Origin of the sequence: Clostridium sardiniense (assembly GCF_016907995.1) — a bacterium.
Taxonomy (GTDB): Bacteria; Bacillota; Clostridia; order Clostridiales; family Clostridiaceae; genus Clostridium; species Clostridium sardiniense.
Genome location: NZ_JAFBDA010000027.1, coordinates 1 through 13,964, shown reverse-complemented (window position 1 = coordinate 13,964; position 13,964 = coordinate 1). Strand labels below are relative to the sequence as shown.

13 protein-coding genes are annotated in these 13,964 nt (G+C 27.3%); all 13 read right to left on the bottom strand.

All coding sequences use genetic code 11. From position 1 onward, the window contains the following. Window positions 1-214 precede the first annotated feature (214 nt). The 13 genes from JOC62_RS16140 to gshAB all read right to left on the bottom strand — a co-directional run bounded on the left by JOC62_RS16140 (window position 215) and on the right by gshAB (window position 13,772). Entirely contained in the window at window positions 215-1,588 is a 1,374-nt protein-coding gene (locus JOC62_RS16140; RefSeq protein ID WP_204596351.1) for a sigma-54 interaction domain-containing protein, read from the bottom strand. Between the two features lie 278 nt (window positions 1,589-1,866). Further along, window positions 1,867-2,283: a MaoC family dehydratase gene (locus tag JOC62_RS16135; RefSeq protein WP_204596328.1), complete on the bottom strand. Its 417-nt coding sequence runs from the start codon at window positions 2,281-2,283 to the stop codon at window positions 1,867-1,869. Window positions 2,284-2,518: 235 nt separating this feature from the next. After that, on the bottom strand, window positions 2,519-4,210 hold the full coding sequence (locus JOC62_RS16130) for an NEAT domain-containing protein (protein ID WP_204596327.1): 1,692 nt from the start codon (window positions 4,208-4,210) through the stop codon (window positions 2,519-2,521). Between the two features lie 14 nt (window positions 4,211-4,224). Continuing rightward, window positions 4,225-4,530, bottom strand: a complete 306-nt coding sequence (locus JOC62_RS16125) for a nitrous oxide-stimulated promoter family protein (RefSeq protein WP_204596326.1) — start codon at window positions 4,528-4,530, stop codon at window positions 4,225-4,227. 2 nt (window positions 4,531-4,532) lie between these two features. Beyond that, a complete protein-coding gene (locus JOC62_RS16120) occupies window positions 4,533-4,931 on the bottom strand; it encodes a YbaN family protein (RefSeq protein ID WP_204596325.1) in 399 nt (132 codons plus the stop codon). A gap of 16 nt (window positions 4,932-4,947) precedes the next feature. Next, window positions 4,948-6,615, bottom strand: a complete 1,668-nt coding sequence (locus JOC62_RS16115) for an ABC transporter ATP-binding protein (protein ID WP_204596324.1) — start codon at window positions 6,613-6,615, stop codon at window positions 4,948-4,950. Further along, window positions 6,616-8,385, bottom strand: coding sequence for an ABC transporter ATP-binding protein/permease (locus JOC62_RS16110; RefSeq protein WP_204596323.1), 1,770 nt, complete (start codon window positions 8,383-8,385; stop codon window positions 6,616-6,618). Window positions 8,386-8,647: 262 nt separating this feature from the next. Further along, complete coding sequence (locus JOC62_RS16105; protein WP_204596322.1) at window positions 8,648-8,869, bottom strand: DUF454 family protein; 222 nt, start codon at window positions 8,867-8,869, stop codon at window positions 8,648-8,650. 29 nt (window positions 8,870-8,898) lie between these two features. Then, window positions 8,899-9,810 carry a tetratricopeptide repeat protein gene (locus tag JOC62_RS16100; protein WP_204596321.1) on the bottom strand — a complete coding sequence of 304 codons (912 nt, stop codon included), beginning with the start codon at window positions 9,808-9,810 and terminating at the stop codon, window positions 8,899-8,901. A gap of 116 nt (window positions 9,811-9,926) precedes the next feature. Continuing rightward, entirely contained in the window at window positions 9,927-10,082 is a 156-nt protein-coding gene (locus JOC62_RS16095; RefSeq protein ID WP_204596320.1) for a zinc-ribbon domain-containing protein, read from the bottom strand. A 172-nt stretch (window positions 10,083-10,254) separates the two neighbouring features. Then, window positions 10,255-11,145 (bottom strand): CehA/McbA family metallohydrolase domain-containing protein, encoded by an 891-nt coding sequence (locus JOC62_RS16090; RefSeq protein WP_204596319.1) that lies wholly within the window; start codon window positions 11,143-11,145, stop codon window positions 10,255-10,257. A gap of 39 nt (window positions 11,146-11,184) precedes the next feature. Next, window positions 11,185-11,454, bottom strand: coding sequence for an ArsR/SmtB family transcription factor (locus JOC62_RS16085; protein WP_204596318.1), 270 nt, complete (start codon window positions 11,452-11,454; stop codon window positions 11,185-11,187). Then, window positions 11,454-13,772: a bifunctional glutamate--cysteine ligase GshA/glutathione synthetase GshB gene (gene gshAB, locus JOC62_RS16080; RefSeq protein WP_204596317.1), complete on the bottom strand. Its 2,319-nt coding sequence runs from the start codon at window positions 13,770-13,772 to the stop codon at window positions 11,454-11,456. Before gshAB ends, JOC62_RS16085 begins: the two co-directional genes overlap by 1 nt. Window positions 13,773-13,964 lie beyond the last annotated feature (192 nt).

The following is a 13,964-nucleotide window of genomic DNA, read 5'->3' as shown; positions in this document are numbered from 1 at the left end:
ATTCTATACCATATTAAATAGCAATTAGCATGCCAAGGTTACTTACATATAAAAAGCTCTAGAAAATCCTGTAAACATCAGCATTTACACTTTTCTAGAGCTTAATATCTAATATTTAGTTATGTTTATTTTGTTTACAGTTTTATATTGCTTTTTCAAGAATTAGCTATTTGTATATATTTCTTCAAACTGTAAAGTTTATTTACATGTATTTTTATTTTGCATCACTTAAATTATAGTATTCTATCTTTTTGTACAACCCAACTCTACTAATTCCTAAAATCTTAGCAGCTTTATTTTTATTCCAATCTACATCCTTTAAACACTCACTTATTACTTCCTTCTCAACCTCTGAAACTATATCCTTTAAATATTTCCCCTTAGTATCTCTTATATACTTACTCTTCTTTTGTATTAACTTCTCAGGCAAATGCTTTTCCTGTATATAAATATCTGAATCTAACATATTAATTGACCTTTCAATTGCATTTTCAAGCTCCCTTATATTTCCTGGCCAATCATACTCTTTTAATCTTTCCATAGCTTCTTTTGATATACCTTCTACATATATACCAAGCTTATCTGCTACTTTTCGTTTTAATATATTTGCTAAAGGCTCTATATCCTTCTTTCTGTTTCTTAAAGGAGGTACACTAATTCTTATAACATTTAATCTATAATATAAATCTTCTCTAAATTTTCCCTCTTCTATTGCTTTCTTTAAGTTCTTATTGGTAGATGATATTATTCTAACATCAATCTCTTTAACAACATTTCCTCCAATCTTTTCAATTTCTCTTTCTTGAAGGACTCTAAGTAGTTTAACTTGAGATGATAAAGGCATATCTCCTATTTCATCTAATAATATTGTTCCATTATTAGCTAGTTCAAACTTTCCCTTTTTTCCACTCTTTTTAGCTCCAGTAAATGCGCCTTCCTCATACCCAAAAAGTTCTGATTCAATTAATTCCTCTGGTATTGCTGCACAATTTATCTTAACAAAAGGGCCTTGTCTCCTATAGCTTGCATTATGTATTGCATGAGCTAACAGTTCTTTTCCTGTGCCACTTTCTCCAATAATAAGTACATTAGACCTAGTCTTTGCTGCCCTTGCTGCTATTTCTTTAACCTTAGTATTTTCTTCAGAGTCTCCAATTATATCTGAAAAGAAGTATTTTGCAGATCTTTCATTTCCAAGTTCATTTTTATAATATTCTAATTCTTTCTCCAACTTAGTTATTTGTTTACCTAATGAATAATAATCACTTATATCCTTAAACATAACTTTACCTACTGCACCTATAATTAATCCATCCTTTTTTACAGGTACTCTCATAGCTATCATTCTATTTCCTCTAATATATTGTATATCTCCAATTATAGATTTACCACTTTTCACAATTTCGTGCATTTTAGTATTATCAATTACTTCAGTTACATGCTTACCCTCTGGAGAATATTCTCCTAAGAATTCTTTATACGCCTTACTCATCATAGTAATCTTAGCATCCCTATCTACTACAACTACCCATTCATTTACAGAATCCATTACAGTATTCAAAATATCAATATAAATATCATCCCTCATATCTTCCACAAAATAGCCCTCCTTAATAATATTGTTAACTTTAAAGTTAATAATATAGAAATCCCTATTTTAAAAGAATTAATCTATATTAATTTGAATTTTTATATTTTTTTACTTTCTAATTATATTAATTATAAAGCTAACATAAGTTAAATTATACTAATATAAATAATTTTAAATAAAAAATAAGAGAAATACCCTAGTCTTTGAAATTTATATTGCAAAGATTAAAATATTTCTCATAATTTAATAAATTTCTACTTTACAAACTAATGATTTTATTTAGGAGGCATAGCCTTAGCCACTCCTGTTAGAACAGTTTTTCCATCTTGATTTGTACATGTAGTTTTTAGTGATATTATGTTCTTCTCTTCATTTATTTCGATAACTTCTGCTTCTGCTTTTATTGTATCTCCAAACTTTACTGGAGCTGTAAACTTTAACTCTTGACCTAAATAAATCGTTCCAGGTCCAGGTATCTTCATTCCTAATACTGCAGAAACAAGTCCAGCTGTAAGCATACCATGAGCTATTCTTCCTTTAAACATTCCTTTTTCTGCTTCAACTTCGTTTATATGAGCTGGATTTAAATCCCCTGTTATTCCTGCATATAAATATACATCTGTTTCAGTTATAGTCTTTTGGAAAAAATCCTTATCCCCTATCTTTAAATCCTTTATAGTTAAACCTTTCATATTAAAACCTCCCTAGAATTATCAATTTTAAACCTTATATAATAATTCTTTAGCAAATAATATGCCATATTTATTTCAAAGTTTAACTACATAGTTCATATAACCTCTAAGATAAGCTATATCAAAGATTCTCCTAAGAATCTACCTATTAATTTTAATTATTAAACTAATATATCCCTAATATTTTGTGTACATTTTATTTACATGTAAAATAAGTTTACTTTACACTACTGTACTAATTTTCTTTTTTCTTTACTTTCACTCTTCTAATAACCTTTGTTCCAATTGCACTTGTGCCCATCCCAAGTAAGAACATGCCTCCACCAAAGCTTGCAGCTAAAGTTGTCTTAAGTTTCTTTCCGTCAATTGTTACATCCTCTGGAGTATACTCAGTTACAAGTTCTAATGTATCTTCTAAAAGCTTAACACCAAAATCAATATCCATATTCATTGGTATTATATGCGCATAGACCTTTATATCATCATTTATATTATTTATTTTAAATCTATAAGCCTTTACGTTATTTGTAGCATCTTCATCTACTAATTCCATATCTATATCTTCATCATTTACCTTTATCTTTATATCATTCATAAGATCCATCCCTGAAAATCTTAAAGTTATATATTTTACTCCATCTACTTCTTCTAATAAAGCAGTTTCATTTAGGTATTTTCTTGCCATCTTACGACCAACTGAGCTATCACTTATAATTTCATTTTTTATAGTGTATTCTTTATAGCTTTCTTTTGCTGTATTCTTCTTACTAGTTTTATCATTACTTTTGCTAGCTTTTTTATTTTCAGCTTCTTTTTCATCATCTGATTTTGATTTAGTTGTAGCTAAAAATTCTTCAGCATTTGGTATTGATAGATTTGTGCTTGGCTTAGATTCTGGTAAAAAACCTATTTGAGTTAAAGTATTCTTTAAGAATTTAACTCCAAAATCTATATCTTCACCCAATACATCTATATGCATTTTAAATTTAACATTGTCATCTAATGAGCTTACTAGGAATTCTATATCCATTAAATTATTAGATCTATCATTCTTTAAAACTGTATAATTAATTGACTTGCCATTTACTATAACTCTTATATTAGACATTAAATCAGTTCCTGAAATACTCATAGTTATATACTTTTTGCCATTCCTAATTTCCATATAATTTGTTTTAGATATAGCTCCTCTAGCTGCACCATATCCTATTTCACTATCTGTTAGTATTTCGTTTTGCATCTTATATAGTTCTTTATTTTGAGTTTGAGTATTATTAGATCCAGTTGTATTATTAGGTTTATTACTTGGCTTTTCTACTTCTGGTTTATTCGTATCTGGTTTTTCTTGTGGCTTTTCAGTTTCTGGTTTATTATTTTCTGGCTTATTTGTATCTGGCTTATCTGATTCTTGATTACCTTCTCCTGGTTTCTCTTCTGGTATAGTTAAATCTCCTTCTTTTTCAAGTGTATCTTCTTTTAATACCAATCTAAAATCTACTTTCATTGAAGGAAAAGGGGTTGCACTTACTATAATTTTATCTTTTATTATAGAATTTATCTTAAATTCATATGTAATTGTATTATCTGTTTCATTTGTTGTTTTAATTTCTGCTACCGCTTCATTTATAGTTACTTTAACATTTTTCATCATACTTTTATTTGAAAATGTTATTGATAGGAACTGTTGTCCATCTTTTACTCTTATGCTACTTTCTTTTTCAAGAAATTTTCTAGCCATAGATTCTTTATCTTCTGTTATATGAAGTGCATCATTTTCTATTTTATATTTACCATCTTTAAGAACATCTTTCGCCTCTTTTGAATCATTTTCTTTTATTATTTCATTTAAAGTAGTTGCAGTTACTGGAGTTGTAATTGAAAATGTCATAGCTCCTACAATAGTTAATGCTATTACTTTGTTTCTCATAAACTTCTTCTCCCTTATTTAAAAATATGCCTTATGAACTCGTGTGGTTTATATACTATAAGCCTCCACCCTGAGAATCTCATAACATCTTTTATTTTCATTTTCATATCCTTCTTATAACAGTGAATAGGACACTTACTACAAGAACTTTTTTCATTTCCAAACTTACAGTAACTTAACCTTTTATGTGCATATTCTAATAAGTCTGTACATTCATCACATAACTTATTATCTTTTGTCTTATGTTTCTTAGAACAATAAATTTCTATCATAAACTTAACAATATCTTTTTCTTTTTCTATTCTGCTTCTTCTTGCCATATTTACGCTACATCCTTTACTAGATCTTCTTTCTTTACAGTTTTTATCTTAAACATAAAGTACCAATACTTAGTTAGCATAACTGCAACTATTAAAATTTTTGCCCAAATTGAATCTAATATAATAAGAGGGAACATTAACATAGCATCTGCAAATAATAATATTGTTATTTTCTGCTTCATAGTCATAACTCTATTATTTACAAAATTTTCTAAATGTTTTTTATAAAGCTTTGTTCCTTTAAACCATCTATCAAATCTATCTGATCCTCTAACAAAACAAAATGATGAAAGAAGTAAGAAAGGAGTTGTAGGTAATATTGGAAGTATAACTCCTATTGCTCCTAATCCAAAAGAGATAATTCCTACAGTAACATATAAAATTTTTTTTATCTTATTCATTTTAATCTCTCCTAAACTATTCTCTTATTAATTTTTTATTTTGCACCCTAAATACTTTTTCGCATACTGAAGAAGTTGATTTCCTATGAGTTATTAATATTATTGTCTTATCCTTTTTGTTCTCTTTTATAGAATTTAAAATTACACCTTCATTTAATGTATCTAGATTACTAGTTGGTTCATCTAAAATAAGCACTTCACCCTTACTTAAAAAGGCTCTAGCAAGACCTATTCTTTGCTTTTCTCCAGATGAAAGATTAGATCCAAGCTCTCCAACTTTTGTCTTATATCCCTTTGGAAGGCTTTCTATAAACTCATGAATAGCAGCCTTTTTTGCAGCTTCTTTCACTTGAACTTCAGTTGCTTTAAGGTTACTAATTTTTATATTATCTTCAATTGTTTCATTAAACAGATAAGTTTCTTGGCTCATTAGAACTTGATGATTTCTAAGTGCATTTGTTTCAAGAGTTTTTACATTCTCTCCTCCAAATTCAATCTGTCCTGACTTAACATCCCAAAATCTCATAAGTAATTTTACAAAGGTACTCTTACCACTTCCACTTTCACCTACAATAGAAATGCTATCTCCCTTTTTAATTTTCATATCTATATTTTTTAGTACATCTTCTCTTCCTTTATATCCAAAGGTAACATTCTCATAAGCTATATCTGTATTTTCTAATTGCTTCTCGCCCTCATTTTCAACAACTTCTGGCTTTTCATCTAAAAGATTAAATATTCTCTCTGCTGAAGCAAATGTCTGTAATAGGTTATTTGATAAATTACTTAATGCGACTACTGGCCCAAAAGATGATGCTAGTATAACTATAGCTATAATCATACTTCCAAATTCAATTGTTCCATCTAAGTATAAATATATTCCAAGGACTACAAATCCCATCATTCCAATCATTATAGTAAAGTCTGTTGTAGCTCTTATAATACCTTCATGTAATTTTATTTTCTTTTGCTTTTCATTAAGTTCTTCTGAATATTTATGAATATTTTCTCTTCTCTTATCACCATTTTTAAATACTAATACTTCTCTAAGTCCCCTTAAAGAATCTAAAAGATATGAGTTTGTTTCTCCAAATTTATTTCTATACTCTAATCCTGATTTCTTACCTATCTTTGACGTAAAGTATGGTATAAAAAGGCCAATAGTAAGATATAAAATTGCTGCTGCTAAACCATAGTAAGGATTAATACTATATAGTACTATTGCTATAATTGTGTTTGTTATTATTGCTATAGAAATTGGAGCTATGGTATGAGCATAAAATACTTCTAAAAGCTCAATATCTGAGGTAATTAAAGAAACTAAGTTACCTTTTTCTTTATTTTCAAGTTTAGATGGTGCAAGTTTTCTAAGAGCTGTAAATACTTTATCTCTTAAAATAACTAGAATTTTAAATGCAATATAGTGACCTGATAATTGTTCTGCATATCTAAGTGGTCCCCTTAAAATTGCACATATTACCATTATTATTAAAGAAGTAGTAAATGTTATTTTTAAGCCTTCACTTATTAAGCTAACTATAGCAACTGCTCCAAAGGAAGTTATTGAAATAGATGCTAAAAATCCTAATACTCCCATAGATATAGTTATAAACATAACAGGTATTAAAGGTTTTAATTCTAAAATTAATCTTTTCATAAGATAAAATCCTGATTTTCTGTTCATTTATACTACCTCTCTTCTTTCTAAAAATTCTTGTTCTTTTATCATATTAAAATAATATTTTTCTTTTCTTAAAAGATCATCATGTCTACCACTTTCAACTAACCGTCCCTCATCAAGTACATATATAACATCAGCATTCTTTACATTGGCTAGTCTATGAGATATTACTATTACTGTCTTTTCTTTAGCTAATTTATTAATGGCTTCCCATATTATCTCTTCTGACTCAACATCTACATTTGATGTTGCTTCATCAAAGATATATATTTCTCTATCTGCAAGCACTGCTCTTGCAAGAGCTAATCTTTGCTTTTGCCCTCCTGATAAAAGAGAACCGCCTTCTCCGACCTTTGTATGAATTCCATCTTTAAGGTTATCTACAAAAGATTTTAAATTGGAAAGTTCTAATGCATATTGAATTTCATTATCACTCAAATCTTCTTTTGCTATCTTTAAATTATCTAATATAGTCCCATTAAAAATATAACTATTAGTATTTATAAGCATTATCTTTTCGTATATATCATCAAATGCAATATTATTAAGATTTATATTATTAAATAATATTTCACCTTTATTTACTTCATAGGTATTTAATAAAAGATTTGCAATAGTACTCTTTCCACTTCCGCTCTTTCCAACTATAGCCGTAAATCCTTTATTCTTTATATTTAATGAAACATCATTAATTACATCTCTTTTTCCATCATAAGAGAATGTAATATTTTTCACATTAATATCTATATTATTTAAACTTGTGATATCATTTATGATTTCCTTAGACCTTTCTTTACTATCTAATAATTCAAATATCTTATCTGATGCTGCTACTCCATTCATTGCAACATGGAAAAATGACCCAAGGAGCCTAAGTGGAATAAAGAACTCAGATGATAATAAAATAATAATTATTGTTTGTCCAAGATTTATTTGACCATTTTTAAATGAAATTAAAGCAACTATTGAACCAAGTGCAGCTCCTCCAAATGCAATTAAGTCCATAACTGTTATTGAATTAAGCTGCATACTTAAGACCTTCATTGTTATTTTTCTAAAACTTTCTGCTTCTTCATTCATTTTTTTATGCCTTTTTCCATCAATATTAAATACTTTTAGTGTTGTAAGTCCTTGAAGATTTTCTAAGAATGTTTCTCCTAAATTTGAATAGTTGTTCCAATAATTTTTTAGTAACCTTTTTGCAAATCTCATAATTGCTATTATTGATATTGGAATTAGAGGTACACATAATATAAATACAATTGCAGATTTAAATGATATAAATGAAATTACAAAAAATAAAGTTATTGGTGCAAGTAATGCATAGAATAATTGAGATAAATATTTACCAAAGTATATTTCTAAGGCTTCAACCCCTTCAATTGCACTTTGAACAATAGATGATGTAGATAAGTTTTTATTATAATCTAATCCAAGTCTAAGTAATTTATCATAGATCATATCCCTAAGTTTTACTTTTACTATGTCTGAAGATTTATTTGAGAAATATCCATATAGTATATTTGCAAAAAATCTTATTAATAATAAAATCATAAATATTCCTAAATATATACCTATGTTATCCCTTATAAACTCTCTAAATCCTACTCCTTCTACGACTTTCATGTTATAAAATACTTTGTTTATTATTTCACCAATTAAAAGTATCATAACTAGATTACATATAGCTACAATCCAATTTGAAAGTACCGTAAGTCCTATGTATTTTTTTGATTCACTGCAAAGATTAATCAGTCTCTTGTTAATCATCATAATAAACCACTCCCTTCCATTAATTACTACAACAATATATCACACTTGAAAATGATTATCAATACTATTTTAATTTTTTGTTAATTTTTTTACAAATAATAACTAAAATTATCTCAAAAGTTTCTTTTCTATAAATTGATAGTAGATTCTATTATTAATTTATAGAAAAGAAACCGCACTAAGAAAAAAACATCAAGTATAGTTTTTCACTTTGTATTATTAATATATAAAAAAGAAACTGCCTATTTAAAGACAGTTCCTTCTATTTATCTATAAAATCTTTCATATGTTTTTCTAAATATTTTTTATATACTTTGGTTCCCTTAAGCCAATTTTTAAATCTTTTTGATCCTTTTGCAAAACAAGCTCCAGCAAATCCAATTATTACAAAACCAGGTACTAAGGGAATTAAAGATGCAATAGCACCTACTATAAGACATATAAACCCTAATATCATATATAGAATTTTCTTAATTATTCCCATGTAAATTCACCTTATCTCTAGTATATTTACTATAAAAATATTTCTTTGTATCTAGGTAAACCTCTTATAGAGTCAAGTTCTTTATCCTTTTTCATATATTCTATAAAAAAGTCATTAAGTTCTGTTGCTTTTAATACACCTTCTAGTGCCTTGTCTTTTTCTCCAATTAAGGCATAAAAACATGCTCTATTATAATACAAAAATCCTTCCTCTGAATTTTCATCTATTCCCTTTGATATAATTTCTATAGCCTTATTATAGTTCCCATTTTCTCTATAAATTACTCCTAAATTTAAATGGCTATATGGATATTTAGGATTACTTTCTATTGATTTTTCATAGTATTCCTTTGCTTTTTCAATATTTCCTAATCCTTTTTGTATTACTCCCATATTAAATAATATTCTAAATTGTTTAGGCTCTATATCTAATGCTCTTTTATTATATTCTTCTCCATCTTTAAGCCTTCCAAGTTCCTCCATTATACAAGCAAGATTGGCATTGGCCCAAAGATCTCTCGGATTTATCTCTAAAACTTTTTTATAAAGCTTTATTGCCTTTTCTTTCTCTCCTTCTTCATCATATATATTAGCTAAAAAGAAATATGCCTTATCATAATTTTCATTAAGCTCTATTGCCTTATTATAATATTCCTTTGCCTCTTCAAAAAATCCATCTTCATCATAAAGAGTTCCAAGTCCATAATAAGCTCTTTCCTCTTCATTATCTATTTCTAACACTTCTCTATATTTTTCTTCTGCTAAATCTATCTGCTCTAACTCATGATATAAAAGTGCCATATCCAAAAGAAGTTCTATATCGTATTTTCCTTCTTCTAATTTATAAGCCTTTTTATAAAATTGAAGAGCCTTTAATCTATTCCCCTCTGCTTTAAAATTTCTAGCAACATTTATATGATTATTAAATAAGTAGCTATCCATTACTCTTTTTGCCTCTCTTCTTATGATTTATAGAAATATTATATCAAAGAAATTTAAAAGTGTAATCATAAAAAAGCCATAGAACTTAAAGTTCTATGGCTTGTAATTAACTAATATTATCTATTGTTGAATCTTTGTTTTCTAGCTTTTCTGCACTCTGGGCATCTAGTAGGTTCGTTTTCGAATCCTTTTTCTTTATAGAATTCTTGTTCTCCTACAGTGAAAACAAATTCCTTTCCACAATCTCTACATTGAATAGTCTTATCTTCCATTTTTCATTCCTCCAAAACATATAAAGTTCCTTAATAATTAGCCTTTTCTATGTAATTGGAACAAACTCTAAAAACAGAAAATATCTAATTATTTGAATCTTTATTTAATTTACAAATTAAGTATATCATATGAAATTTATTATTTCAAGTAAATTTTCAAAATATTCTTAATTTATCGCACAATTATAAAAGGTTGAAGCCAAGCCTTTGAACCCTCTTCTCTGTAAGCTTCTACTCTAACATATCCTTCATCACCTTTTATTTCATATGTAGCTACATTACCTTTTTCTTCTTTAAGTAACCTTCCATTTTTACCAATAAATCTAAAGTATATATACGGTACTCTTCTATCTCCATTTTTTAATGATATTATATTATCTTTTAGCTGTATATCTTCTATAGTAATTCCGAAACTAGCATAAAAACTACCTCGATTTATTGCTTTTATTATACTATCTATAGTTTTCTCTTCAGCTAATACCATATTATACGCTCCACCAACTCTTGAAAAAATATGCATATCATCATTTGCAAAACCATATACATATTTACCATTGCTTAATAAATCATCCCACAGATCTGTTGCAAGAGCTCTACCTTTGCAATCCATTCTAACATTATTATTAAAAATCTCTATACCTGTGTAATTATCTAATTTTAATAATTCCTCTAATGTCCAATAATCTTCTCTAATAACATGGGGATGACATATTATATTTATTCCACCTTGAGCATCTACGCTATTAAATAAGTCTTGATGATTATTATCATTATCTAAATCATCATTATACTCTTTAATATTTATACCTAAAGTCTGATGATCTTTTCTTTTATACTCTACTCCTGGGATAAGTAATATGTCTTCCCTATTTTTAAATTCACTAATATCTGTCAAAGTATAATGATCTGTTATTGATAAAAAATCATATTCCATCTTGTATGATGTATACATTTCTACAATTCTATCAGTTCTATAAAAACCGCAAGGACTATTCTTACTGTGTGTATGGAGGTTTCCTTTTAAAAATTTACCTTCATATCCATATGGATTTATAATCTTCATTCTACTTATATTTCTCCTCTTTTTCTTTTGTTTTATATCTTAATTACATACTATTTCTTCTGCTAAATATATTATTTCCATAACTTTGCTATTTGTTAACTCATAATACTGATACATACCTTCTTTTGTAGACTCAACAATCCTTGCATTTTTTAATATTTTAAGATGCTTTGAAATATTAGCCTGAGAATAATCTATATTTTTATTTAAATTACAAACACAAATGGGACCGTCATATAACTGCTTTATTATTTTTATTCTAACTGGATGAGCTATAGCCTTTAAAATCTCGCTTGTTTTTTCATCCATTAATTTGTCTCCTTAAAAAGCAAGTTTAATACCTTATCTCCCACTTTTCTGTTTAATCCTTTATAAGGATAACAGTGTATATGAATAGCTGGATTAAAGTTTATTTCTATAATTCCATAACCATCTTCATAAGCTTTCTTCTTTATATCTTCTATCATCATATCTACTCCAGTTATTTTAGCATTAACACTCTTCGCTGCATCTATTGCTATTTTTTTATAACTATCATGAATATCATCTGTAAAGTCTATACTATCTCCACCTGTGCTTATATTAGAATTTTCTCTTAAATACACAATTTCATCTTTTTTAGGTATATACTCAAAATTCTTTTCTTGTTCTTTTAAGAACATTTCTTCTGCTTCACCTAAAGATATCTTTTCAAGTGGTGTTTTATATCCTTTTCCTCTTAATGGATCTTTATTCTTTTCATTTACAAGATCTCTTATAGTGCTTTTTCCATCACCTAATACATTAGCCGGAACTCTATGCAGTATACCAACAACTTCATCATCTATAATTAAGAACCTGTATTCTTTTCCATGAATGAATTCTTCAATTAATATTTCATTATCATTTTCAAAACCTATTTCACAAGCTCTTTTAAATTCTTCTTCTGAGAAATTACCCTTAAATATAGTAATACCAATTCCAAAGTTTGTTGATTTTGGCTTAATTACAATTTGTTTATTCTTGTATATATAAAAATCCATTAATGCATCTTCAATATTACTATAGTAATCACCTTTTGGAACTCTTATATTATTTTCTTCTAATACCTTTTTAGTAACAAGCTTATTCTCCATTATTAAAGCTGTTATATAACTATCTTTTGATGTTTTGGTAGCTTGTTTTACATATTCTATATGATTACCTTTTTTTAGTGAAATAAAGTTATCCATTCTATCTAACACTTTAAACTCTATACCTTTTTTAATACTATCTATAATTAATATTTGAGTAGATAATTCTAAATCTTCATATCCCTTTAGCTTAAATACATTTTTCTTGCTATATTCTAAATACTCTTTACTAAGCTTCATGAAGTAATCAATATAGTTTGATTCTTTTATTCCATTGATAAGCTGACTTGCAATTGTATCCTTATAATTATTAAATCTATCTCTTGAAATATTAATAACCTTTTTAAGTTCCTCATTATCTGGGAATAAAGTATTAGCTATATTTTCTATTTCATTTAATACTTTAAGTCCTTGTTGTCTTAATCCAACTTTCTCGCCATTAAGGTTTATTAAATGATATTCATGATTTTCTATAGCATTATTATCATTTTCTACATACTCATCATGTAATTTAACTGTATATTCTTGATCCTCAGTAAATACCGTAAATAATATAAATAAGAAAATTAGATTTAATGTATCTTTACTTACTCCTATTTTACATAGTGGATCTAAATCAAGAAGTCTAATCTCTATATACTTAACTCCATGTTCTAAAAGATTTTGAAGCATATCTCCATCTTCTTTAGTCTTAAATCTAATAGGGCTATAATACTCCCTTGCACCTTGTATACAATTGTCAGATATAAGTCTTCTTATATCATCAACATATTCTTCTACATTATTATAAGAAACATAAAAATCTTCTGCATTTTTATATCCGCACTCACTATTTCTTAAAGAGTTTACTCCTTTAAAATAGTAATCATCAGTACCAAGTCTCTTAGATTGCTTGCTACATGTTCCCTTATAGCTTTTATGGAATACTGGGCTAGCTCCTGTTAGATATATTAAAAACCACTTATACTTTATTAAATTTCTTCCTACCTTAAAGTAAATATCATTTTTAAAATCTTTATAACTCTCTTTGCATTCAGTTAATTTATAAATTTCTTTTAATAGTTCTTCATTAAAAGAAAAGTTAAAATGAACTCCACTTACAAGCTGTCTTTTAGCTCCATACTTCGCTACAAGGCCTTCTCTATACTTAATTTCCTTTTCATTTTTAAGTACTGCAACTGGTATCTCTTCGTCCTTAGGAATTATAGGCGGATTACTTTGTGGCCACAGATATTCATCCTTCAAGCTTGTTGATACTATATTATGCAAATTCTCCATAAAATCATAGACATCATCTATTGAATTACATATTGGTGTTACCATTTCAACTTGACTCTCTGAAAAATCTCTCTTTATATAAGGATTATCCTCACTAAAAATTTTAGGATGTCTTGTTAATGCAAGTCTTCCTTTAGAGTCTACTCTTAAATTCTCTTTTTCAAGTCCAAATCCACTTTTTAAAAGTCTTTTACTTAAATTATTATCTTTAATTAAATGTAATAAATCATTATACATATTTTTCTCTACCTTTCATCATGCTGAAACCTTAATCTTTATTATCTACTAAAAACTCTCTAAATAGTTGTGCCATTTTAAGTAAACTAATAACACTTATACTCATTTAAACTATATTTATTCCAAATAACTTCTTCTAATCTATATTATTTTTATAAGTTTAAAAATTGTTAAAATTCTATATTTATTATA